This window comes from Knoellia sp. Soil729 (assembly GCF_001427985.1).
GTDB lineage: Bacteria > Actinomycetota > Actinomycetes > Actinomycetales > Dermatophilaceae > Knoellia.
Map to the genome: position 1 here is coordinate 800,632 of NZ_LMSA01000001.1, position 24,167 is coordinate 824,798.

16 protein-coding genes are annotated in these 24,167 nt (G+C 70.1%); all 16 read right to left on the reverse strand.

The genetic code is table 11. The features are described from left to right. Positions 1–12 precede the first annotated feature (12 nt). The 16 genes from ASG74_RS03630 to ASG74_RS17800 all read right to left on the reverse strand — a co-directional run bounded on the left by ASG74_RS03630 (position 13) and on the right by ASG74_RS17800 (position 24,111). Positions 13–1,632, reverse strand: coding sequence for a glucoamylase family protein (locus ASG74_RS03630; RefSeq protein WP_056139037.1), 1,620 nt, complete (start codon positions 1,630–1,632; stop codon positions 13–15). Positions 1,633–1,737: 105 nt separating this feature from the next. Beyond that, the gene (locus ASG74_RS03635) at positions 1,738–2,562 is read right to left on the reverse strand and encodes a carbohydrate ABC transporter permease (RefSeq protein ID WP_056139039.1); all 825 of its coding nucleotides are present in this window, start codon (positions 2,560–2,562) and stop codon (positions 1,738–1,740) included. 4 nt (positions 2,563–2,566) lie between these two features. After that, entirely contained in the window at positions 2,567–3,514 is a 948-nt protein-coding gene (locus tag ASG74_RS03640) for a carbohydrate ABC transporter permease (RefSeq protein ID WP_056139041.1), read from the reverse strand. 1 nt (position 3,515) lies between these two features. Continuing rightward, a complete protein-coding gene (locus ASG74_RS03645) occupies positions 3,516–4,793 on the reverse strand; it encodes a sugar ABC transporter substrate-binding protein (protein ID WP_056139043.1) in 1,278 nt (425 codons plus the stop codon). Continuing rightward, a complete protein-coding gene (locus ASG74_RS03650; protein WP_056139044.1) occupies positions 4,790–5,857 on the reverse strand; it encodes a LacI family DNA-binding transcriptional regulator in 1,068 nt (355 codons plus the stop codon). Before ASG74_RS03650 ends, ASG74_RS03645 begins: the two co-directional genes overlap by 4 nt. Before the next feature lie 110 nt (positions 5,858–5,967). After that, entirely contained in the window at positions 5,968–6,714 is a 747-nt protein-coding gene (locus ASG74_RS03655; RefSeq protein WP_056139046.1) for a MazG family protein, read from the reverse strand. Positions 6,715–6,718: 4 nt separating this feature from the next. Beyond that, positions 6,719–7,225: a hypothetical protein gene (locus tag ASG74_RS03660; protein WP_056139048.1), complete on the reverse strand. Its 507-nt coding sequence runs from the start codon at positions 7,223–7,225 to the stop codon at positions 6,719–6,721. A gap of 14 nt (positions 7,226–7,239) precedes the next feature. After that, entirely contained in the window at positions 7,240–10,893 is a 3,654-nt protein-coding gene (mfd, locus tag ASG74_RS03665; RefSeq protein ID WP_056139050.1) for a transcription-repair coupling factor, read from the reverse strand. Positions 10,894–10,979: 86 nt separating this feature from the next. After that, positions 10,980–12,503 carry an oligosaccharide flippase family protein gene (locus ASG74_RS03670; RefSeq protein ID WP_056139052.1) on the reverse strand — a complete coding sequence of 508 codons (1,524 nt, stop codon included), beginning with the start codon at positions 12,501–12,503 and terminating at the stop codon, positions 10,980–10,982. Between the two features lie 13 nt (positions 12,504–12,516). Then, positions 12,517–13,635 (reverse strand): DegT/DnrJ/EryC1/StrS family aminotransferase, encoded by a 1,119-nt coding sequence (locus ASG74_RS03675; protein WP_056139054.1) that lies wholly within the window; start codon positions 13,633–13,635, stop codon positions 12,517–12,519. Continuing rightward, a complete protein-coding gene (locus ASG74_RS03680; protein WP_056139056.1) occupies positions 13,632–14,351 on the reverse strand; it encodes an acetyltransferase in 720 nt (239 codons plus the stop codon). The genes ASG74_RS03675 and ASG74_RS03680 overlap by 4 nt, the downstream gene beginning before the upstream one ends. Then, positions 14,348–15,487 (reverse strand): DegT/DnrJ/EryC1/StrS family aminotransferase, encoded by a 1,140-nt coding sequence (locus ASG74_RS03685; RefSeq protein ID WP_235498796.1) that lies wholly within the window; start codon positions 15,485–15,487, stop codon positions 14,348–14,350. Before ASG74_RS03685 ends, ASG74_RS03680 begins: the two co-directional genes overlap by 4 nt. After that, complete coding sequence (locus tag ASG74_RS03690) at positions 15,484–16,446, reverse strand: SDR family NAD(P)-dependent oxidoreductase (RefSeq protein ID WP_056139603.1); 963 nt, start codon at positions 16,444–16,446, stop codon at positions 15,484–15,486. The genes ASG74_RS03685 and ASG74_RS03690 overlap by 4 nt, the downstream gene beginning before the upstream one ends. Next, positions 16,446–17,489 carry a Gfo/Idh/MocA family protein gene (locus ASG74_RS03695; RefSeq protein WP_156465258.1) on the reverse strand — a complete coding sequence of 348 codons (1,044 nt, stop codon included), beginning with the start codon at positions 17,487–17,489 and terminating at the stop codon, positions 16,446–16,448. Before ASG74_RS03695 ends, ASG74_RS03690 begins: the two co-directional genes overlap by 1 nt. A 32-nt stretch (positions 17,490–17,521) precedes the next feature. Beyond that, positions 17,522–18,607, reverse strand: coding sequence for a glycosyltransferase family 2 protein (locus ASG74_RS03700; protein WP_082569478.1), 1,086 nt, complete (start codon positions 18,605–18,607; stop codon positions 17,522–17,524). Positions 18,608–18,654: 47 nt separating this feature from the next. Further along, positions 18,655–24,111 (reverse strand): DUF4082 domain-containing protein, encoded by a 5,457-nt coding sequence (locus ASG74_RS17800; protein ID WP_082569479.1) that lies wholly within the window; start codon positions 24,109–24,111, stop codon positions 18,655–18,657. Positions 24,112–24,167: the final 56 nt, after the last annotated feature.

Sequence of the window (24,167 nt, forward strand, 5' to 3'; positions counted from 1 at the left end):
CCCCCGCCAGAGTCACCTGACGAGGCCGGCGCCGAACTCCTCCATCCCGATGACGGGACGCAGGGCCGCCTCGACGTCCGGCGTGCTGAACGCACGCCGGAGCAGGTCCTTGCCCAGGACGTTGCCCAGCGCGCCCATCACCATCGCCTGGTCGAGCGAGAGGTATCGACGGGCAATCGTGCCGCTGCGCACAGCCACCGCATCGAAGAAGCCTCCCTCACCGTACGCGTCGAGCTTCTGCTGGATCTTCAGCAGGTTCGCCGTCGCCTGACCCCGCTCGAACATCATGGCGAGGAAGGATGCGTGCGGTGTGACGACCCCGTCGCCGTAGGTGGGCGTGGGGTTGGTGGCTGGCCGGCAGTCGCCGAAACCCACGTCATAGTTCGTCTTCTCCTGGTCGGAGAAGTAGCCCTCCGGATTCATGCCGAGGGCGTCCACGCCGTACTCTCGGTAGCCACCGTCGGGGTTGCTCGACGGCGAGAACCCCCAGTAGCCGTAGTCGGCGTCCCGAAGCCCGTGCTCTCGCTCGGCCCGCACGTGCAGCGGGTGGTTGACCCCCCAGCTCCGGGGCGCCCAGGTCTCCTCGGGAACGAACACGGCGGGCATGAGCTCCTCGAACATGCTGCCGCCCCATCCGGGAACGATGCGCATGCCGCGGTAGGTGTAGGCGCCCTCGTAGACGTCGATCCCCAGGTAGGTCCTGGTCTCACCGACCGGCTGCATCTCGTGCCAGGACCAGTCACAGGTCGCGGGGAAGGTGCGCCACGCAGCGAAGTAGTGCTTGGCAGGCACCTGGCCGGTGAGGATCCCGAGGTAGCTCGTGATCCTCGTCTCGGAGACGATCGTGTCGTAGTGGTGGGTCGTGAGCCAGACGTCCTCGCCGCCGATGTGGGTGCCCAGGAACGTCTGTCCGGGACGACCGTCGGCGAACGGGTAGAAGCCGCCGTGCATCAGCCCACCGGGACGGATGTTGGTGTGTCCCTCGATCTCGCCCGCGTCGTAGAACGCGTCCCAGCGCATCCTGTCGAAGAGCTCGGCGGCCACCTTGGCAGCAGCCGGGTCTGCGGCGTTCTTCACGACCAGCAGCGCTGCGCCCAGCCAGCCGCTGTCGACGCTGGAGACGAACGGCTCGACCGGTTTGCCGTCCTCGGGCCAGGTCCGCAGGGCCTCGCCGGTCGCCGGGTCGTACCAGTTGAAGTACATCCCGCTCGCCTCGTGGTGTTCCATGCCCTCGAGGGTGTGCAACGTCCGCAACAGACGCGCTCTGCACGCGGCCGCCGAGATGATGCCCAGATCGCGGGCGACGATCGCCGACCACAGGTAGCCACCGATGTTGGTGGGTGACGTGTAGCCGGAACGGTCGCCGGCCGCGAGCGACTCCGCGATGTTGTCGGCGGGCAGGCCGGTCGAGGGATCGGTCATCGCGTCGAGGCTGTGCCAGGTGTCGGCCGCCCACCGATGGAGGCGGGAGTTCGGCACACGGTCAGCACGTGGCGCGGCGGCCCCGGCGGGGGAGGTGCCGGCGTGCGCGGATGCGGGCGTGAGCCCGAAGGCGGCGAGTGCCGCGGCGCCTCCGACGAGGAGGTCGCGGCGCCGGGGGGTGTGGCTCGTGGCGTGGGTCTGGTCGGTCATGGTGAGCTCCGTTCCTGGGTGCCGCGTCGCTGCGGCTGGTGTCGTACGTGGGGGAGGTCGGTCTTGCGGGTGGGATGTGGACCCCGGCTCCTGGGAGCTGCGGGTTCACTTGATGCCGGTGGTCGCGATTCCCTCGATGACCCGGCGCTGGAAGGCGAGGAAGACGAGCAGGACCGGCATGACCACGACAGTCGCGCCGGCGAGGAGCAGCCCGTAGTTGGTCGAGTTCTGGCCCTTCGAGTAGAGGGCGAGCGCGACGGGCAGGGTGTAGGTGTCCTCGGTCTGGGCCACCACCAGGGGCCACAGGAAGTTGTTCCAGCTCCCGAGGAAGGTGAGGATGCCGAGCGTTGCGAGAGCGGGCCCGCACAGGGGTAGGAAGATGCGGGCGAAGATCCGGAGCTCCCCCGCACCGTCGACGCGGCCGGCGTCAAGGAGGTCGCGCGGGAGCCCGAGGATGAACTGCCGCATCAGGAAGACCCCGAACGGAGCGGCGAGGAAGGGCAGCATCAACCCGGGAAGGGTGTCCACGAGCCCGGCGTTGGCGACAAGGACGAACAACGGGACGAAGGTGACCACGCCAGGGATGAGCAGGGTGGCCATGACTACACCGAAGAGCGCCTTCTTTCCGCGGAAGTCGAGCATGGCCAGGGCGTAGCCGAGCATGGAGCAGAACAGCAGGTTGCCCGCCGTGACGACGACAGCCACGACCGTCGAGTTGAAGAAGTACGTTCCGAAGTCGAGCCGTGCGAACAGCTGCGTGTAGTTGTCGAGGGTGGCGTGCTCGGGCAGCCACGTCGGAGGGTTGCGGCGCAGCTCGGGGGTCGTCTTGAAGCTGCCCACCACCATCCAGAGGAACGGCGCGGAGACGATGACGACGGCGATGCTGAGCAGGCCGTAGAGCCACCATTTCCCGGAGGTCGAGCGGTTCACGGCGTCACTCCTTCTCACGCAGGGCGCGGAACTGCAGTGCCGTGACGATCGCCACGACGACGAAGATGATGTAGCTCAGCGACGCGGCATACCCGTAGTTGCCGAACCCGAACTGGCGGTAGGTGTAGAGCGACATGGAGACCGTGCTGTTGAGCGGCCCGCCGTTCGTCATGACGAAGGGCTCCTCGAAGAACTGCAGGTAGCCGATCATCGTGGTGACCGACACGAAGAGCAGAGTGGGGCGGAGCATGGGCAGCGTGATGTGCCGGAAGCGCTGCCAGGCACTGGCACCGTCGATGGCCGCCGCCTCGTGCAGGGCCCACGGGACGGCCTGCAGCCCCGCGAGGAAGATGATCATGCCGGTGCCGAAGTTGCGCCAGGAGGCCATCATGATCAGGGCCGGCATCGACCAGTCCGGGTCACCCAGCCAGTTCGGCCCGTTGATCCCGACCCAGCCGAGCACGGTGTTGATGAGCCCGAACTGGCGGTTGAGCAGGAACTGCCAGACCACGGCGACGGCCACGATGGAGGTCACGACGGGGGTGTAGAAGCCCAGCCGGAACACCGACCTGAAGCGGGAGATCCCTCGGTCGAGCGCCACCGCGGCGGCAAGGGCCATGACCAACGTGAGCGGGACCCCCACGACGACGAAGTAGGCGGTGTTGCGCACGGCCTGCAGGAAGTTCTCGTCGGAGAGGGCGCGGGTGTAGTTGTCGAGGCCGATGATGTCGACGGAGAACGGGGTCCGCAGGTCCTTGGCACGGGTGTCGGTGATGCTCATGAAGAGCGACTGGAGCACCGGCCACACCGTGAACACGAGGAACAGCAGGCAGAACGGCAGGGCGAGCAGCCACGCCGCGTTCCCCTCCTGGCGGCGCCGACGTGGTCGACGCCGCCCCGGAGGAGCCTCTTCACGGCGCGCGGTGTCGACGCCGTCCGCGAGGGTGCTCATGTCAGCTGCCGGTGCCGATCGACTCGGCCTGCGACTGCACGGTCTTGAGCGCGGCGGCAGGGTCCGCGCCGGTCTTGGTGACCTTCTCCATCTCGGTGTCGAAGGACGTCACCACCTGCTCCCACGTGGGGAAGCTCGGCGGAGCCTTGGCAGTCTCCAGCTGCTTGCCGAACACGGCGAGCTTCTTGTCCTCCGTGAGGGCCGGGTCCTCCCAGGCGCTTTTGACCGACGGGAGGTCGGTCGAGATGCCGTACCACTTGACCTGGGTCTTGGGGTCGGCGAGCCACTCCACGAACTTCCAGGAGGTGTCGCGCTCCTTGGTGTTCTTGAAGACGACGAGGTTCGAGCCGCCGACGAACGAGCTGGACTGCTTGTCGGCCGGGATCTGCATGACGTCGTACTTGTCCTTGAATCCCTTGCCACCCGCCTTCTCGACCGCGGACATCATCCACGGACCGGAGATGAACATCGGGACCTTGCCGCTGGCGAAGTCGGGTTCCGTGGTCGGGGTGGCTGGAGCAGCCTTGTCGGAGATCCCGTCGGTGAAGTACGACTGGTAGTACTTCACGGCTTTGAGCATCTCCGGCGTGTCGAAGTTGTAGGCCTTGCCGTCGTCCTTGGTGAGGTCGGCGCCCGCCGACCATGCGAACGGCATGATCGACTGCCACGAGCCGGTGCCACCGGCCTGCAGCCCGATCCCCCACTTCGCGCCAGCCTTGTCCTGCATGGCCTTGGCCATGTCCTTGAGGCCCGCCCAGTCCGTCGGTGGGGTGGTGATGCCGGCCTTCTTCGCGAGGTCGGTGCGGTAGTAGACCAGACGGGTCTCGACGTACCAAGGGATGCCGTAGGAGGTGCCGCCGACCTCGGTGGTCTTCTGGGCGCCGTCGAAGAAGACGGACTTGTCGATGCCCCCAGGAGTCGGGTCGAGGGCGTCCATGCCGGCGAACTCACCCATCCAGGTGGTGCCGACCATGGCAACGTCAGGCGTCTTGTTGGCCGTGATGGCAGTGGTGAACTTGTCGTGGGCGGCGTCCCACGGGATCGCGGTGACGTTGACCTTGGAGCCCGGGTTCGCCGACTCGAACTCCTTGGCCAGCTTCGGGAGGTTCTCTCCCTCCGCACCCATCGCCCACACGGTGATGGTTCCTGTGGCGGCGCCGGACTTGACGGGGGCGCCGGTCTCGCTCCCGCCGGACTTCGCATCGTCCCGTCCGCACGCGGACAGGGTCAGTGCCACGGCGGCCAGGCCGGCCACGGTGATGGTGCTCTTGCGTCTCATCGGACTCTCACTTTCTGGGGGTGGGGCAGGGTCGGCAGATCGAGGTCTGGGGCGCTCGCGTTCTCGGGGCATCCGCACGAGCCGCGGATGACGACCTCCGTCGGGAGGACGTGCCGATCAGGTTCGCGAGCAGCACCCGTGACGAGCTGGTGGAGCCGGTCGGCGGCGAGTGCGCCGACGTCACGAACCGGCTGGCGCACGGTGGTCAGGCCCGGACGGACGTACCTCGACGTCATCACGTCGTCCCAACCCACGACGGAGATGTCCCCCGGCACGTCCACCCCTGCGCGCAGCAGTCCGGCCATGATGGCCAACGCCAGCTCGTCGTTGCCGCACACGAGCGCGTCGGCACGGAGGTCGCCCGCGATGATCCGCTCGGCCACGCCCTGACCCTCGCTCTCCCGGAACGACGCCAGGACGGGCTGCGCCGGCTCCAGGCCGGCGCCCACGTGGGCGGCGACGAACCCGTCGAACCTCTCGCGCACGTCGTGGGCCGCCCCGGGGTCACCGACGAACAACAGCCGTGACCGACCGTGCCCCAGCACGTGGTTGGTGAGTCGCCTCGAGCTGTCGAGGTTCTCGGTTGCGATGACCTCCACGTCGGGATCGTCGTCCCCGGCAATGAGGACGACCTTCTTGGTCCCGGCCCTCAGCTGCTCCAGGTCGCAACCGAGGACCGCGATACCGTCGACGCGGGTCGCGAGGCTGCGCACGGCGGACGTGCTGGCGCGGGCGTGGCCCGCGATGACGAGCATGACGCCCTGCTGGAGCTCCGCCGCCCTCGTCTCGAAGCCGGCGAGGAGCTCGGCGTAGTAGGGCCCACCCAGCTCCGGGAGAACCAGCCCGAGAGTGTGGTGACGTCGGGCGGCCAGGCTGCGCGCGGCCCCGGAGGGGAGGTAGTCGAGGTCGTCGACAGCGGCAAGGACCTTGCGCCGGGTTGCTTCCGTGACCCGCGCGGAACCGGCCAGGACCCTCGACACGGTGGCGATGGAGACGCGCGCGCGGTCGGCCACCGCGTAGATGGTTGCGGCCACCTGCGGTCGTCCCTGCGCATCGTCCGTCATGAGCCCTCATCCTTGAAAGCGCTTACAAGATGCCTTCGAGAATGGCGAGGCCGCTGAGGACTACGGTCTGGTAACTAGGTCACGGTTCGGTAACGGAGCGTGGGGCACGCTCACGGGTGGTTCTGTCCGGCCTTCTCCTGCGCCTTGATGCGGGCCCAGGCCTCCTCGACCTCTTCGGGCGTCGAGGCGTCCCCGTCGGCGAACACGTGGGGATGGCGCCGGACGAGCTTGGCGACGAGGACGGCAGCCACCTCGTCGATGTCGAACTGGTCCTGCGGCGACTCGGCGTCCTCGGCGACCCGCGAGTGGAACAGCACCTGCAGCAGGACGTCACCGAGCTCCTCGGCGAGGTGCTGACGGTCCCCGGAGGCAATGGCCTCGACCGCCTCGCCGGCCTCCTCGGTCAGGTACTTGGCCAGCGACTCGTGCGTCTGCTGGGCGTCCCACGGGCACCCGCCGGGTGAGCGCAGCCGGTCCATGACCGCAACAGCGTCGAGAAGCCGGGAGCCCGGCACGTCCCACGAGCCGACGATGACCTCGACCTCGGGCGGGTCCTCGAGCCGCGACACCTCGGAGGCGATGGCGTCGGTGAGGCCCGGGTCGGCGTCCGAGGAGCCCAGCCAGACGACATCGGTCTCGAGCGAGCGCGTCACGAGCAGCCGGGCGACGTCCGGCGCGGACAGGTCGGGACCGACAGGGTCCACCCCGAGGCCGGACTCGACGATGGCGTCCACGACCGGCTCCGACAGGTCCCGGCACAGGCGCGCGGAAGCCGACTCCACGGCATACCACGCACTCCTCGTCAGCAGGCCCGGTGCGACACGGGGACTGGTGACGAGCAGGCTCAGGCGCCCCACGCGGTCATCCCGCGTTGGATGCGGAGACGAGCCAGTTGGGCTGGTCGGGGATGACTGCGGCCACGGACGGGTCGAAGGTGCCGTAGCGGGGGTTGACCGTCATGTCGATGGCCGCGAACTTCTTGGTGAGGTCCTGGCGCCCGGCGTCGTCGATCTGCTGCAGGCTCGCCTCGGCCTGCAGGATCTCGACGGTGGCGTCACTGGGCTCCTCGGGGAAGTCCTTGAAGGCGGCCCGCGCGGCCGAGCGGCTCTGGGGCGCACCCGCCTTGGCTGCGGCCTCGTTGATGTAGGGCGCGCGGATGAGCAGGGTGAGCGCCTGGTCGGCGGTGAGGGGCTGCTCGGGCTTGAAGGCCTTGTTGATCTGCTCGGTGGCCACCCGCACCTGCTGCTCGGTGATGACCCGACCGTCGACGACGGCTGCCGTCTGCGCGGACGTGGTGCCCGAGCAAGCGGAGAGCGCGAGCACGCTCGCGAGGGCGAGAACGGTGGTGCGAGCCTTCACGGCCTTCACAGGGTGTCCCTTCGTCATCGGGTGGAACGCGCTCCGGTCGAGGATCCGGTGCCGGATCCGGAGGTGGCCACCCTTGCTGCTTCTCCCACATTGTCCATGACGACGCTGCGGATGACCGCACCTGCCCACTCGAGCACCGCGTGGTTGCGCAAGGGCTGGCCTCCGACGCGTGCCGTCATCGGCTTCGGGACGAGGATCGTGCCGAGCGCCTCCTTGACGATCGAGCCGGGGTAGAGGCGTTGGAGCCGCAGCTCCTGGCTCTCGCGCAGCTCGATCGGGCCGAAGCGCACCGTGCTGCCCTGCACCGAGATGTCCTTGATCCCGGCAGCACGGGCGACGGTGCGCAGACGAGCCACCTCGATGAGGTTGCGCACCGCCTCCGGCGGGGTGCCGTAGCGGTCGACGAGCTCGGCCTCGATGTCGGCCAGGGCCGCCTCGTCGGCGACGGTTGCGAGCTTCTTGTAGGCCTCGAGGCGCAACCGCTCCCCCGGCACGTAGTCGTGCGGCAGGTGCGCATCGACCGGGAGCTCGATCTTGATCTCGCCGATCTGCTCGTCGACGTCGCCCCTGAAGCTGGAGACGGCCTCACCGACGAGGCGCACGTAGAGGTCGAACCCGACGCCGGCGATGTGGCCCGACTGCTCGCCGCCGAGGAGGTTGCCGGCACCGCGGATCTCGAGGTCCTTCATCGCGACCTGCATCCCGGCGCCGAGGTCGGTGTGACTGGCGATGGTCTGGAGCCGGTCGTGGGCCGTCTCGGTCAGCGGGCTCTCGGGCGGGTAGAGGAAGTAGGAGTAGGCGCGCTCACGACCACGGCCGACCCGGCCACGCAGCTGGTGCAGCTGGCTCAGGCCGAGCCGGTCGGCCCGCTCGACGATGAGCGTGTTGGCGTTGGAGATGTCGAGGCCGGTCTCGACGATCGTCGTGCAGACGAGGACGTCGAAGCGGTTCTCCCAGAAGTCGAGCACGACCTGCTCGAGGCGGTGCTCGCCCATCTTGCCGTGGGCGACGGCGATGCGCGCCTCGGGCACGAGCTCGCGGATGCGGGCGGCGGCACGCTCGATCGTGGACACCTTGTTGTGGATGTAGAAGACCTGTCCCTCGCGCAAGAGCTCGCGCCGGACAGCCGCGGTGATCTGCTTCTCCTCGTACGCACCGACGTAGGTGAGGACCGGGTGGCGCTCCTCGGGGGGCGTTGCGAGAGTGGACATCTCACGAATCCCGGTGACGGCCATCTCGAGTGTGCGCGGGATCGGGGTCGCGGACATCGCAAGAACGTCGACGGCCGTGCGGAGCTGCTTGAGCTGCTCCTTGTGCTCGACCCCGAAGCGCTGCTCCTCGTCGACGACGACGAGCCCGAGGTCCTTGAACGTGATGGTGTCGGAGAGGAGCCGATGGGTGCCGATGACGAGGTCGACCGAGCCGTCGGCCAGGCCCTCGATGACGGCCTCGGACTCCTTCTTGCCCTGGAAGCGGCTCAGCGCCTTGACGTTCACGGGGAAGGGCGCGTAGCGCTCGGTGAACGTCTGCAGGTGCTGCTGGACGAGCAGCGTCGTGGGCACGAGCACGGCCACCTGCTTGCCGTCCTGAATCGCCTTGAACGCCGCGCGCACCGCGATCTCGGTCTTGCCGTAGCCGACGTCGCCGCAGATGAGGCGGTCCATCGGGACCTCCCGCTCCATGTCGGCCTTGACCTCGTCGATGGAGCTGAGCTGGTCGGGTGTCTCGATGTAGGCGAAGGCGTCCTCGAGCTCGCGCTGCCAGGGCGTGTCGGGCGCGAAGGCGTGGCCCTTGGTCGCCATCCGCGCCGAGTAGAGCTGGATGAGCTCGGCCGCGATCTGCTTGACGTAGCGACGAGCCTTGGACTTGGTGCTCTTCCAGTCCGAGCCGCCCATCTTGTTGAGGGTCGGCTGCTCACCACCGACGTAGCGCGTGATCTGGTCGAGCTGGTCGGTCGGCACGAACAGCCGGTCACCGGGGTGGCCACGCTTGCCGGGGGCGTACTCGAGCACGAGGTACTCGCGCGTCGCGCCCTGCACCGTGCGCTGCATCATCTCGACGAACTTGCCGACGCCGTGCTGCTCGTGGACGACGAAGTCGCCCGGCTTGAGCTGCAGCGGGTCGACCTGGTTGCGCCGACGCGAGGGCATGCGCCGCATGTCCTTCGTCGAGGGACCCGTCGACGGCGTGCCGGTGAGGTCGGTCTCGGTGAGGACGACGAGCTTGCTGGACGGGTGCACGAAGCCCCGCCCGAGCTGGGCCGTGGTGACGTGCACGATCCCGGGCTCGAAGGCGTCGAGGGTGGCGTCGAGGCGGGCGGGCACCTCGGCCTCGCCGAGCACCTCCGTGATGCGCTTGGCCGAGCCCTGCCCGTCGGTCGCCACGAGGACGTGCCAGCCGTTGCCGGTCCACGTGCGCAGGTCGGCGGCCGCCGACTCGATGTCACCCCTGTATGCCGTGGGGTCCTGAGTGCCCGTCTCCGCGACCTCGCCGTCGGTCGTGTCGACCGTCTCGGTGTCGAGCGCGAACGGGGTGAGGTCCCACCACGAGTGCCCGGTCTCGCGGGCGTGGTCGCGCAGCTCGGCCACGGACCAGAACGAGGCGGAGCCGAGGATCTTCTCGAGGTCGATGGGGACGGCGTTGCCGGCGGCGGCGTTGGCCCAGCCGGCCTCGAGGAACTCCTGGCTCGTGGCGACGAGGTCGTGGGCACGGGTGCGGACCCGCTCCGGGTCGCACGTCACGACGGGCGAGCCGTCGGGGAAGCTGTCGAGCATCGACTCCATGCCGTCGACGAGGGCCGGTGCGAGCGACTCCATGCCCTCGACGGCGATGCCGGCGGCGAGCTTGTGGAGCAGGTCCGCGGCTCCGGGAAGCTGGTCGGCAAGAGCGGCAGCGCGGTCACGTACGGCGTCGGTGAGCAGCACCTCCCGGCAGGGGGGCGCCCAGAGACCGTGTGCCGCGACCTCGAGCGAACGCTGGTCGGCGACCTTGAACCAGCGGATCTCCTCGATCGTGTCGCCCCAGAACTCGACGCGGAGCGGGTGCTCCTCGGTCGGTGGGAAGACGTCGAGGATGCCACCGCGCACGGCGAACTCCCCACGCCGCTCGACGAGGTCCGTGCGGCTGTAGGCCGCGCCAGCGAGGGCCTCGACGACGTCGTCCAGGTTGTGGTCCTCCCCCGCACGCAGGGCCACGGGAGTGAGGTCGCCGAGCCCGGTGGAGATCGGCTGGAGCACGGCACGCACCGGCGCCACCACGACGGACAGCGGCCCGTGGGCCACGTCGTCGTCGGCGACCGAGGCGGGGTGCGCGAGACGGCGCAGCACGGCCAGGCGACGGCCGACGGTGTCCGAGCGCGGGCTCAGCCGCTCGTGGGGCAGCGTCTCCCACGACGGGAAGTCGGCGATGACGTCGGGGTCGAGCACGCAGCCGAGCGCGGCGGTGAGGTCCTCGGCCTCACGGCTCGTGGCCGTGACGACGAGCAGTGGCAGGCGGTCGGGCGCGGTGGCCCGCAGTCGTCCGACCGCTGCGGCGATGAGGGCAGGGCGGGCACCGGCGCTCACGGAGACGTCGAGAGTCCCCGCGCCAGGACCAGTGGCGGTCTCGAGAAGGGAGGAGATCTGTGGGGCGGCGCCGAAGTGGTCGACTACCGGTTGCAGCGTGGGCATCGCCCCACAGCCTAGTTTCTGTTTCCGGGGTCGCGACACGACGGGGCGTGGGGACGGATCTCGCGCAGCCCCCCGGGCTCACGCGGTCACGGTTGCAGGCGCAGCAGCCACCGGACCAGCCTCGTCATCCGGTCGGGGACGGGGAGGATGCCGAGGGTGTTGCGCACGATGTGTGCGCCGACGAGCCGGAGCACCGCCAGGTAGGCGACGCCGGTGACGAGCCCACCCACGAGCACCTGCACGACGGCGGAGGAGACACCGTCGAGGGCTGTCATGGCGAGCAGGCCCGCCGCGAGGCACAGGGCCGTGGGAGCAAGCACGACCGCGAAGGGTCGCGCGACCGATGCGACCGGCGCCCCGATGAGACGCGCCACGAGGAGCCACCGGGCCGCCGTTGCGAGCACGGCCACGACCACGAAGCCGACAGCGACACCGAGCAGGCCCCAGCGGACCGCGACCACCGTGGTGCCCACGGTCACGGCGTCGACGACGACGGCGTAGGCGAGCCAGGCACCGGGCCGGGAGAGGCCATAGAAGAGGCCGTGGTCGACCATGGCCCCGAGCGTGATGATGCCCGCGACGGCGAGGGCCTGGCTGGGCGCGACGCTCTGCCGCCACTGCTCCCCGAAGAGCAGCGGTACCAGCACCGGAGCCGTCACCACGATGACCGCCATGAAGGGCGCCACCACGGCGTAGGCGACGCCCAGCGCCTTGGCGTAGGAGCCGCGGACGCGGTCGGGAGCCTCGCGGACCCGGGCGAACAGGACGGTGGACACGGGGACGAGCGAGGCGGAGGTCAGCTCCTGGGCCGTCTGCACCAGGCGTTGCGCGATGCTGAGCAGACCGAAGGTCGCCGGTCCCAGCGTCACGGTGATGACCCACGCCTCGGCCCACAGCCGGGAGGTCGCCACGAGGTCCACGCCCGACACCCGCAGGCCGAAGGAGGCCATCCGGCGGAACTCCGCCGGAGCCACCACCAGCGAGGGCCGCCACCGCGCCGTCCGCCAGGCAAGGACCGCGATGACCCACTGGCCCACGACGACCTGGCTCACCAACGCCCATACCCCACCCCCGGAGAGCGCGACGGCGACGGCGACCACCTGGGCGAGCAGGGCCGCGCCCATGCCCTGCAGCGCCACCGTGCGGAAGGCCAGGGCCCGGCGCAGCAGGGCCAGCGGGACCGCGGCGAGGACGGTGGCAGCCACGGCGAGGGCGAGGGCCCGGAGGACGTCCGTCAGCTCCGGGAGCGAGAACGCCGCCGCGAGCAGCGGCGCGACGGCGACGAGCCCGGCCGACAGCAGGGTCCCGGCGCCGACGGAGAGCCACAGCGCCGTGCTCAGCGTGCGCTGGTCCGGCTCCTCCGCCTGCAGCAGGTAGGTCGAGAACCCGAGGTCCGCCAGGAGGTACACCATCGGGATGACCGTCATCGCGGCAGCCACCACGCCGAAGTCCCGCGGCGACAGCTCTCGGGTGAGGACCAGCAGGGTGACGAAGCCGAAGGCCCGCACCACCCACTTCTGGGCTGCCAGCCACGCGACGCCCGCCGCCGCCTGGGCACCGAGCCCTTCCTGGGGGCGGACCCGCTCCGCGCTCGTCGACATCTCGCTCATCGCTCCGTTGTCCTCAGCCGACGACGGTCCGCAGGGCTGCAGCGAGGACGTCGACGACCCGTTCCTGCTGTTCGGCGGTGATCCCGGGGAAGATCGGCAGGGAGAGAATCTCGGTCGCGGCCTGTTCGCTCACCGGGAAGTCTCCGGGCCCGTGGCCGAGGCGCTCCATCGCGGGCGTGAGGTGCACCGGGACCGGGTAGTGCACCGCGGCGCCCACCCCCTCGTCCTGGAGGTGCCGCAGGACCGCGTCGCGTTCCGGGACACGCACGACGTAGAGGTGCCACACGTGCTCGTTGCCCGGGAGGGTGACCGGCAGGCGCACACCTTGCATGCCGGCGAGGAGGGAGCCGTAACGGGCGGCCGCTTCGCGGCGCTGCTCGTTCCACCCGCCCAGCCGGGCCAGCTTGGCCCGCAGGACCACGGCCTGGAGCGTGTCGAGCCGCGAGTTGAACCCGGCCCGGGTGTGGACGTACTTCGCCGGGCTGCCGTGTGCGCCCATGAGGCGGACCTCCCGGGCCAGGTCCTCGTCATCGGTGAGCACCGCGCCTGCATCCCCGTAGGCGCCGAGGTTCTTGCCCGGGTAGAAGCTGGTCGCGGCCATGACGCCGAACGTTCCGGCTGACTGCCCGTTCCGCGTGGCGCCCTGGGACTGTGCGCCGTCCTCGATGACGGCGACACCGTGCTCGAGGAGCGTGGACGGCAGCTGTTCGAAGGGTGCGACCTGCCCGTAGAGGTCGACCGGCAGCACCGCCCGCGTGCGCTCCGTGACCACGCCGTCGACCGCTGCGGCGTCGAGGAGCAACGCCTCGTCGTCGACATCCACGAGGACCGGCACTGCGCCGATCCGCACGACCGCCTCCGCCGTGGCGATGAAGGTGTTTGCGGGGAGGACGACCTCGTCGCCCACCCCCACGCCGACTGCCCGCAGCGCCATCTCGAGGGCATCCGTGCCGTTGGCGACGCCGACGCACCACCGAGCGCCGGTGAAGTTGGCGTACTCCTCCTCGAAGGCGGCGACCGCCTTCCCACCGATGAAGTCCCCCGCCGCGAGGACCTGCTGGAACCCCTCAAGCACCTCCTCCGCCACCACGGCGTGCTGTGCGGAGAGGTCGACGAGCGGGATCGACGTCACGATGCCACCTCCGTTGGTCCCTGTGCCTCGGTGAGGGCCATCGGGCCCTCGGGCCACGGCAGGGGCGCGCGTCTCACGTCGCGGGCAGGGGTGCCGAACCAGAGGCGCTCGTCGGGCACGTCACGGGTCACCGTGGACCCCATGCCGACCATGGCCCATTCACCGATCCGGCAGCCCTCACGCACACAGACGCCGCTCGACACATAGGCACCGGTTCCCACCTGCACACCGCCCCCCAGGCGCACGCCCGACGCCAGGGTGGCGTGGTCGCCCACCTCGACGTCGTGGGTGAACACGACCTGCGGCATGACGGCGACATGCGCCCCCACCACCACGTCGGCCGTGAGGACCACGTGGGCCAGGACGACCGTCCCCGGGCCGAGCCGGCAGCTGGAGCCGACGCTCGAGTCCGGGTGGACCAGCGTCGCCCACCGGTCCGGCTCGAGACCGAGCCGCGAGACGATGTCGCGACGGGTGGTGTAGTCGTCGGGCCGACCCACTGCGACGACCACGGCTGCGTCCGGGTGGGCGGCCAGCTGGTCGACCCCGCCCAGGACCGTCCCTCCGACCAGGGTGCGACCGTGCAGCGTCGGGTCGTCGTCGAGGAACCCGCGCAGCTCGACCGAGCCGTCGCGCGCGTGCAGGGCGTGCACCGTCTCAGCGGTCTCGCGGGCAAACCCACCCGCGCCGATGATGACGACCGGCCGTGCCCTCACGAGACGGCCCTCGACTCGGCTGCCCGCCGGAGGACGCCGATGACGACGCCCTGGTCCTCGTCGGACAGGTCGTGGTACAGCGGCAGGATCAACGTGTTGTCGGTCAGTCGCTCGGTCGTCGACAGGTCACCGTGGGGGTGACCGGCGTAGGCCGGCTGCCGGTGTGCCGCCATGATGCCGGCACGGGCCGAGACGCCGGCGTCGGCGAGCGTGCGGAGCAGCTCGTTGCGCGTCAGCGGGAACTGCGGTCCGAGCTCGACCCAGAAGGACTGGAAGTTCGACTCCCCGTGGCCCGGGTCGTGAACCGTCCGCAGACCGGGTATGCCGGCCAGCGCCTCCTGGTAGCAGGCCGCGAGCATCCGCCGACGCTCCACCATCTCGTCCAGCTTGCGGAGCTGGACGAGACCCACACCCGCCTGGATGTCGGTCATCCGGAAGTTGAAGCCGACCTCGAGATAGCTCTCGAGGACCGGCTGCCGGCTCTGGTGGCGCTCTGCCGCACTGACGCTCATCCCGTGCTCCCGCAGCCGTCGCGCCCGCGAGGCGAGCTCGGGCTCGGTCGTGGTGAACATGCCGCCCTCCCCCGTGGTGAGCAGCTTGCGCGGGTGGAAGGACCAGGCTGCGAGCTCCGCGCCCGTGCCCACCGGCGCTCCGAGATGGGTGGACCCGGCGGCGCACGCCGCGTCCTCGACGAGGGCGATCCCCCGCTCCCGGCAGAGCGCGTACAGCGGTTCGACATCGGCCGGCATACCTCCCTGGTGCACGACCACGACGGCCCGCGTCCGGTCGGTCAGGGCGGCCTCGACCGTCCGCCGGCTGAGGTTCCCGTCCTCGAGCTCGACGTCGGCGAAGACTGGCGTCGCGCCCACGTAGACGGCAGCGTTGGCCGTCGCGATGAACGAGAAGGACGGTACGACGACCTCGTCCCCGGGCTCGAGCCCGAGCAGGTGCAGGCAGAGGTGCAGCGCCGTGGTGCACGACGAGACGGCCACCGCGTGGGGGGCGGCCACACGCTCCGCGAACCGGGTCTCGAACTCTGCGACCCGTGGGCCCTGCGCGACCCACCCCGATCGCACGGCATCGGCGGCGGCGGTCGCCTCCTCCTCGCCCAGCCAGGGCTTCATGACGGGGATCATGTCGCGCTCCGCTCGCCCGCCCACCAGTCGACGAGGAGGCGCAGACCGGCCTCCAGGTCGACGGAGGGTTCCCAGCCCAGCACCTCACGGGCCGCCTCGATGGACGCCAGCCGGCGGGATACGCCGTTGACGGCCCGGGGAGGACCGAACTCCACCGGCAGGGTGCTGTCCATGACCCGGAGCAGGGCCTCGGCGAGGCCGAGGAGGCTCGTCTCGGTGCTGCTGCCGATGTTGAAGACCCTGTCCGTCACCGACGACTCCGCCGCCAGCAGGTTCGCGCGGGCGATGTCGGTCGTGAAGACGAAGTCCATCGTCTGCTGACCATCGCCGAGGATGAGCGGTGCCTCCCCCGCAGCGATGCGATCCATCCACCGGATGAGCACCTCGGTGTAGAGGCCGTGCACGTCCATGCGCGGGCCGTAGACGTTGAAGTACCGCAGGGCCACGTAGTCGAGGCCGTGCATGGCGTGGAAGCTGCGGAGCATGCCCTCGTTGAACACCTTGGCGGCTCCATAGAAGGTGTCGTTGTCCCAGGGGTGCTGGGTCTCGGTCGTCGGGAACTCGGTCGCCAGCCCGTAGACGGACGCGGACGAGGCCGCCACCACCTTGCGCACGCCTGCGGCGACGGCCGCCTCGAGGACGTTGAACGTCCCGTCGGCGAGCACCTCGAGCGCCAGGCGAGGCTCCTCGGCGCACTGGGTGATGCGGATGGCCGCCTGGTGGAAGACGACGTCCGCACCGGCGATGGCCCGGCGGACGTCGTCCAGGTCACGGATGTCTCCCTTGATGACGTCGACGCGCCCGGACCCCATCGCCTCGGTGAGGTTCTCGGTGCGACCGCGCACGAAGTTGTCGAGGACCCGCACCTCGGCCACCCCGGCTGCCAGGAGCTGGTCCACGATGGTCGAGCCGATGGTCCCGGCCCCACCGGTCACCAGGCACACGCTGTCGGCGAGCATCACACCGCCTCCATCGCGACGAAGGTTCCCTCGTGCTCCAGGCTGTGCTCCGCCGCCTCGAGGATCCTCATGACGCGGAGGCCGGCACGCCCGTCGGTCGCGGCCTGCCGTCCTTGGAGGATCGCGTCCCCGAACTCGGTCATCATGGCCCGCAGTGCCTCCTGCTCCGGCAGGGCTGGCGCCACCATCTCGCCGGTGCGGTAGGAGACGCGGATCTGCTGGCGGTCGTCGGGATCGAGGTCCCGGGCGACCTCACGGTCGACCCCGCGGTCGTAGACGGCGAGGCGCTGGCTGGGGTTCATGTCGTCCCACACGACGGTCCGGTGGGAACCCCCGATGACCATGGTCCGGATCTTGATCGGGCTGAGCCAGTTGACGTGCACGTGGGCGATGGCACCCGTCGACAGCCGCAGGGTGAGGTACCCGACGCAGGCCATGCCGTGACCCAGCGGATCGGCCCCCTGAGCGGCCACCCCCACGACCGACACCTCCTCGGGGAGGAGGAAGTCGAGGATCGACAGGTCGTGCGGGGCAAGGTCCCACAGCACGTCGACGTCGGGTTGCACGAGCCCGAGGTTGATCCGCACGGAGTCGACGAACTGGATGTCCCCGATTCCGCCGTCGTGGACGAGGCGCCGCATCTCGCGCACGGCCGAGGTGTAACAGTAGGTGTGGTCGCACATGAGGACCAGCCCCCGGTCCTCGGCCGCCTGGACGAGCTTCTCGGCGTCGGCGAGGCACGACGTGAGGGGCTTCTCGACGAGCACATGCTTGCCGGCGTCCAGCGCCGCCATCGCGAGGGCGAAGTGCGACGCCGCCGGGGTGGCGATGGCGACGGCCTGCACGTCGGGGTCGTCGAGGACCCGGTCGTAGGAGCTCGTCGCGGTGATCGTCGAGTAGCGCCCGAGCACCTGCCGTGCGCGTGCCTCGTCGAGGTCGCACAGGTACCTCACGTCCACCGCGGGAGTGGCCATCGCGTTGCGCACGAGGTTGGGCCCCCAGTAGCCCGCTCCGATGACTGCCAGTCCGATCGAGTCGGTCATGATCCGGTCCTTCCGTTGGTGTTGCGTGGTGGTCATGCGAACCGCACCGACTGGCGTCCCGGCCGGGCCAGAGCCTCGACCGCCTCCCACGTGGTGTCGTAGCGGTCACGGCTCTCGACGAGGAACCGCACGCCCCGGGCCGGCGGGACGACCGGTGCCAGGGCCGCCATGGTTCGCGGGCCGAGGAGGCGCCGGAGGCGCAAGGTGTGGAAGATCGGCATACGGCTCGCGGACGGCCAGCACTCGCTCGCGAACTCCACGAGCCCGTCGATCGGGGCCTCTGCGGCGCGGCCCTCGTCGTAGGCCCGGGTCGCGGCGAACAGCGCCTCCCACGCGAGCTTGCGGTGGACGAGCCGAGCCATCCGGGTCACGTCGACACCCTCGGCTGCGAGGGTCTGCAGGATGCTGTCGAACGCGATCCGGCCCTGGCGGAGCTCGGCCACCTCGTCGTAGGCCAGTGACATGTTGTCCGCGTGCTGCCGGTACCACGCCTGGTCGACACCACGCACGTAGCCCACGTCGGAGCGTGACGCGAGCCGCATCCACATCTGCGTGTCCCCGAGGTGTGGCAGGCCGGCGTCGTAGCCACCGACCTCTTGCTGCACCGCGGTCCGGACGACGACCTCGGGCGAGGAGATCCCCGAGCGGGCGAGGCGGAAGCGGCGGTCGAGCCAGTCGCGCCCGCTCCACACCGACCACCCCCGGCTCTCCGTGAGCGGGGCCGGGAGCGACTCACCGTCACGGAACCGGACGGCATACCCGTAGGCAAAGCCGACACCCGGATGGGCGTCGAGCAGGTCCACGGACCGGCGCAGCGAACCCGGTGTGAGCAGGTCGTCCGCCGACATCAGAACGCTGTAGGTCCCGTCGGCCCAGTCGAGGAGACCCTCGTTGTAGGTCGCGATGTGGCCCCGGTTGGTCGCGTGGGCGACGGCCTCGACGCGGGGGTTGGCAGCAGCGATGGCCATGGCGACCTCACCACTGCCGTCCGGGGAAGCGTCGTCGATGATGAGCACCCTCACGTCCATCCCGGGCTGTGCGTCGAGCACGCTCGCCACGGCTTGCTCCAGGTAGTGCCCGTAGCGGTAGCACGGGATGACGACACTGACCGAGCTCATGACTTCCTCCTGGTGTGGTGTGTGGCGCAGCGGAGTCCCACGGCGGCTCACCCACTCGCGAACACGACGTCGACCCAGTAGTTCGTGGCGTTCCAGCTGCTCGCCGGGAAGCCACTGGTCGTGCCGTAGCGGTAGACACCGTTGCCTCCGGAGACCCCGTCGCGCAGCGCGTGCAGCGGGGGCCGGTCCACGCCGGAGGAGGTGAAGGAACCCCCGTCGGCGGCATAGTGGCCCCGGGGCGCGAGGTAGGACGCGACGTAGGTCGTGCCGGCGGTGATCGCCACGGGGGTGGAGAAGGACGCCTGCTGCCAGCCGGTCGTGCTCTCGTTGCGGAAGGTGACCGTCGCGAGCTTGGTTCCCGAGGCGGTCCACAGGTTGCCCACGTGGGTGCCGGTGTTGCCGGTGCCCTTGTAGAACCGGACACCGGTGACCCGCCCACCGACGTCTGCCGTGAACTTCACCCCGATCTCGACGGCACTGCTGTCGTTGTGGCTCGGGTTGGCCGGAACGGCCGTGGAGGCCCAGATGGTGCAGGCGGCGCACACGCCGGACGTGGGTGTGGTGGTTGGTGAGGGGGTGGAGTCGGGGCTGGTGCCGGCGATGTTGGTGGCGCTGACGCGGAAGGTGTATGCCGTGCCGTTGGTCAGTCCGGTGAAGCTGGCTGTCGTGGGGGCCGGGTTGCCGGTCACCGTCTTGGGTGTCTGTGCGGTGGTGCCGACGTAGGGCGTCACGGTGTACGAGGTGATGCGGCTGCCGCCGTCCGCTGGTGCGGTCCAGTTGACCACGGCCGAGGCGTCACCCGCGGTTGCCGTGACCCCGGTCGGGGCCTGTGGCACGGTGACGGGTGTGGTGGGGTTGCTGGCGAAGACGACGTCGACCCAGTAGTTCGTGGCGTTCCACGTGTTGGTGGGGAAGGTGCTGGTGGTGCCGTACGCGTAGACACCGTTGGGGCCGTCGGCGCCGTCACGCAGGGCGTGCAGCGGTGCCCGGTCCATCGCGGTGGTGAAGTAGCCCCCGTCGCCGGCGTAGTGACCCGCTGGTGCCAGGTACGAGGCGACGTAGGTGGTGTCGGCGGTGACCGCGACCGGGGTGGAGAACAAGGCCTGCTGCCAGCCGGTGGCGCTCTCGTTGGTGAACGTCACCGACGCCAGCTTGGTCCCGGTCGAGGTCCACAGGTTGCCCACGTGGGTGCCGGTGTTGCCACTTCCCTTGTAGAACCGGATACCGGTGACCGTGCCGTCGACGTCGGAGCTGAACCGCACCCCGAGCTCGAGGGCGCTGGTGTCGGAGTCGGCGGCGTTGGCCGGAACCACCGACGCGGGCCAGATCGTGCACGCCGCGCACCCACCAGCGGTGGGCGTGACCGGCGAGGACGGTGCCGACGCCACCGAGGTGCCCACGCTGTTCGTGGCCGTGACCCGGAACGTGTACGCGGTGCCGTTGCTCAGCCCCGTCACCGTGGTCGACGTCGCCGGCGGGGTACCGGTCACCGACGTGGACGTCAGCGCCGTCGACCCCGCGAAGGGCGTGACGGTGTAGCCCGTGACCGGACTGCCGCCGTCCGAAGGAGCCGTCCAGGACACCACCGCCGAACCGTCACCGGCAGTGGCCGACACCGCGCTCGGCGCCGCCGGGGCTGTCGCCGGAGCGGTCGGGGTCACCGACGCCGACGCCGCCGACGCAGGACTGGTCCCCACCGCGTTGGTGGCCTTGACCGTGAAGGTGTACGCGGTGCCGTTGCTCAGGCCCGTGATGGTGGCCGACGTGGCCGGCGGGGACCCCGTCACCGACGTCGACACCTGAGCCGTGGCACCGATGTACGGAGTCACCGTGTACCCCGTGATCGGGCTGCCACCGTTGGACGGAGCCGTCCACGAGACCGCCACCGAACCATCACCMGGCGTGGCCGACACACCCGCCGGCGYACCCGGAGCAGTGTCACCGGTCGGTGTCACCGACCCCGACGGCGCCGAGGCCGGGCTCGATCCGACGGCGTTGGCGGCACTGACCCTGAACGTGTAGGCCGTCCCAGTGGTCAGCCCGGTGACCGTCGTCGACGTCCCCGGCGGGGAGCCGGCGACCGTCTTGGGCGTCTGGGCGGTCGTGCCGATGTAGGGCGTGACGGTGTAGCCCGTGAGCGGGCTGCCGCCGTCCGACGGGGCGGTCCACGAGACTGTGGCCGAACCCGCGCCCGCCGTCGCCGAGACGTTGGTCGGTGCGTCCGGCGCCGTGGCCGCGGTCGTCGAGTACACGACGTCGACCCAGTAGTTCTCGGAGTCGTAGGTGCTGGTGGGGAACGCGCTGGTGGCGCTGATCGCGAAGATCCCCTGGCCGCCACTCTCGCCGTCTGCCGGTGCGTGGAGCGGGCCGGAGTCCACCCCGTTGCCCGCGAAGTAGGAGCTGTCGGCGGCGTAGTGCCCTCGGGGCGCGAAGTAGGAGGCGACGTAGAGGGTCCCGGCCGTGATGTTGACCGGCGTCGAGAACAGCGCCTCCTGCCAGCCGGTGGCGCTCTCGTTGGTGAACGTCACCGACGCCAGCTTGGTCCCGGTCGAGGTCCACAGGTTCCCCACGTGGGTGCCGGTGTTGGACACCGCCTTGTAGAACCGGATCCCCTTGATCTGCCCGTTGAGGTCAGCCCGGAACTTCACCCCCAGCTCGAGTGCTCGCGTGTCGAGCTGGTCCGGGGTCGCCGGGACCGTGGAGGGCGGCCACAGCGTGCACGCCGAGCAGCTCACGAGCGTCGGGACGACGGCGTTGGACGCCGCCGAGTCCGAGCCCGAGCCGACAGCGTTCGTGGCCGCCACCCGGAAGGTGTACGACGTGCCGTTGGTCAGCCCGGTGACAAGGGTGGTGTTGTCGGGCGGGTTGCCCGAGACGGTCCTCGAGGTCTGCGCGGCCGACCCGACATAGGGCGTGACGGTGTAGGAGGTGATCGCACTGCCGCCGTCGGGCGGCGCCGACCACGACACCGCGGCCGACGCATTGCCGGGCGTGGCCTGGACCCCCGAGGGAGCCCCCGGCACGGTCGCCGGACCCGAGTTCACGTCGAACATCACGTCGACCCAGTAGTTCGCTGCGCTCGGGCTCCCCGTCGGGAAGGCGCTCGTCGTGCCTGTTCTCGCCAGCCCGTTCACCGTTCCGTTGCTGTTCCGGAGGGCGTGCAGGGGCCGGCTGTCGACGCTGCTGTAGAGGTCCGGCCGTGGGGAGGGGTTGGGGTAGAAGTACGAGTCGTCCTTGGCGGTGTGCCCGTTCGGGGCGAAGTACGACACGACGTAGGTCGTGTTGGCATTGATGGACACCGGGCTGGAGAAGAGTGCCTGCTGCCATCCGGAGGCCGTCTCGTTGGAGAAGGTGACCGATGCCAGCCGGGTGCCGGACGCCGTCCACAGGTTGCCGATGTGTGAACCGGTGTTGCCCGAGGACTTGTAGAACCGGACGCCAGTGACCTTGCCCGACACCTCCGAGCGGAACTTCATGCCGACCTCGGTGCCGGTGGCGCTCCCCGAGTCGTTGGCCATCGGCGTGGAACCCATCCCCCAGACCGAGCAGGTGCAGCCGACGTCGAGGGAGCGACCGGCCGAGGGGGCCTCGACGTTCCCGCTGTCGTCGACGGCCCGGGTCCGGATCATGCTGGTCGGGCTGCCGTGGGCCACCCACGCGTAGGTCCAGCTCGTCGTCCCGGTCGCCGGGTGCCACGTCGTCCCGCCGTCCGTGGACACCTCGACGCCTGCCACGACTCCCCCACCGGTGTCCGCCGCAGTACCGCTCAGAGTCATGGAGGTGCCGTCACCGACAGCCGTACCGGCCGCCGGGGACGTGATGCTCGACGTGGGTGCGGTGGTGTCGGTGGAGGCCGTGGCCGGCGACACGCCGGTGTACGGCACGGCATACGGCTGTGCTCCCATGTCCGCGAGGAGGTTGACGGTCGCCTGGCGCATGTTCTTGTCGGGCGTGGACGTCGGGTCATCGAGACCGAACGACCACTGCACCGTGCCGGCGCCGAAGACGCGCGCCCCGCTCGGCGCCCGGTACAGCGACATCCGGTGGGTCGCAGTGCTGCCCGTCTGGACGGTGGAGCCGTAGTCGGTGAAGGCCTCGGCCGTGGTGCTCGTCGTCGAGGAGAGGTCGAACAGGCCGGCCGGACGGAAGCCGTTGTCCGGCTCCACGTCCCACTCGTAGCCCAGCGTCTCCTGGCCCGGCGCGAGCGTCAGCGCCTGCGTCCCGGTGAGGGTGGCTGCCGCCGTGTTGCGCCAGAAGCGGAGCTTGCCGTACCGGGCGGGAACCTTGATGTCGGTGCTTCCCGCGTTGACCACGAACAGCTGCCCGGTCAGCGCGTTCTGCGGACGGCCACCGTCGCCCGGGGGGCTGAACCGAGGATCCTCCCAGGTGCCGGTCCAGGTCGAGGGGCCCTGGGGGTCGACCGAGCCGTCGTAGTGGGTCTCCTTGTAGGACACCAGCGTCCGGTCCGGGGTGGCGGTGCTGTCGATGCTGCGCTCGAACCTCGTCTTCCAGAACACCTCGTTCCCGCTGAAGAAGGCGAGGTTGACGCCGGCGTCACGCGCGGCCTCGACATTGGCGCGCTGGGTCCCCGACCAGTACTCGTCGTGCCCGACCGACATGAACGTCTTGTGGTTGGTCAGCAGGGCACCCCCGGCTGCGCTGCTCACGTCGGTGCCGCTGGTGTAGGCGACGTCGTACCCGTTGGCCTCGAGGAAGCGGATCATCGGGTACTCCGCGTACATGAGCCAGCTGCGCCCCAGGTCGTCCTCCGCCGAGTGGAAGGGACGGTTGTAGGACACCTTCGCGGCACCCTTGTAGGCGGTGGGGTTGCCCGGGGGACAGTTGGACGTGCAGGTGTAGAGACTGTTGCCGCCGTAGGTGTTGTAGGCCTGCCACGTCTCGTCGGAGGTCTGGAACAGCATGTCGGAGTGTCCGGCGTCGTTCCTGACGACGAAGGGGATCTGGCTGACGCCTGTGGTGTCATCGCGCACGAGGTTCGCGAGGTAGACCCCGGAGACCGCCGTCGTCGGCACGGCCCAGGACGCCGAGACGCCCCAGTTGCCGCAGTCGATCAGCCCGGTCGGCGCGGTGTCGTTGAGACAGGTCGGCTGCGTCTGTGGGAGCGGGGCCGTCGGCAGGAGCCCGGAGACCACCCGGCGAGCGCCGTTGCCCTGGTAGTAGCCCATCCTCAGGATGTCGACGTGGTACTTCGTGCTGGGGGTCTTGATCTTGAACTGCACCGTGTCACCCGGGTTGACGCTCATGCTGGTCGCGAAACCCTGGATCGTGGTGGACCCGGCACCGGTGACCTGCCAGGTGCTCGGGGCCGCTCCCGGCTTGGTGTTCTCGCACGCGATGACGCTGGCCACCGGTGCCGCACAGGGATCGGCCGCGCGGGCGGTCGGCACACCCACCGCGAGGGCGAGGACGACGGCCAGGACCCCGACCAGCGCCGTGAGCGAGGACCCGGACCAGAACCTCGTGTGTGTGCCGGATGGCGTCATGGCGTGTTCCTCTCGGTGAGGTCCGACTGTCGATGGCTGGGCACCAACGCGGGCAT

Excerpts from the sequence above, each read along its gene's own strand:
- ASG74_RS03640 (WP_056139041.1), bottom strand. The coding sequence starts at position 3,514 with ATGAGCACCCTCGCGGACGGCGTCGACACCGCGCGCCGTGAAGAGGCT.
- ASG74_RS03695 (WP_156465258.1), bottom strand. The coding sequence starts at position 17,489 with ATGACCGACTCGATCGGACTGGCAGTCATCGGAGCGGGCTACTGGGGG.
- ASG74_RS03650 (WP_056139044.1), bottom strand. The coding sequence starts at position 5,857 with ATGACGGACGATGCGCAGGGACGACCGCAGGTGGCCGCAACCATCTAC.
- ASG74_RS03685 (WP_235498796.1), bottom strand. The coding sequence starts at position 15,487 with ATGATCCCCGTCATGAAGCCCTGGCTGGGCGAGGAGGAGGCGACCGCC.
- mfd (WP_056139050.1), bottom strand. The coding sequence starts at position 10,893 with ATGCCCACGCTGCAACCGGTAGTCGACCACTTCGGCGCCGCCCCACAG.
- ASG74_RS03630 (WP_056139037.1), bottom strand. The coding sequence starts at position 1,632 with ATGACCGACCAGACCCACGCCACGAGCCACACCCCCCGGCGCCGCGAC.
- ASG74_RS03670 (WP_056139052.1), bottom strand. The coding sequence starts at position 12,503 with ATGAGCGAGATGTCGACGAGCGCGGAGCGGGTCCGCCCCCAGGAAGGG.
- ASG74_RS03700 (WP_082569478.1), bottom strand. The coding sequence starts at position 18,607 with ATGAGCTCGGTCAGTGTCGTCATCCCGTGCTACCGCTACGGGCACTAC.
- ASG74_RS03690 (WP_056139603.1), bottom strand. The coding sequence starts at position 16,446 with ATGCTCGCCGACAGCGTGTGCCTGGTGACCGGTGGGGCCGGGACCATC.
- ASG74_RS03645 (WP_056139043.1), bottom strand. The coding sequence starts at position 4,793 with ATGAGACGCAAGAGCACCATCACCGTGGCCGGCCTGGCCGCCGTGGCA.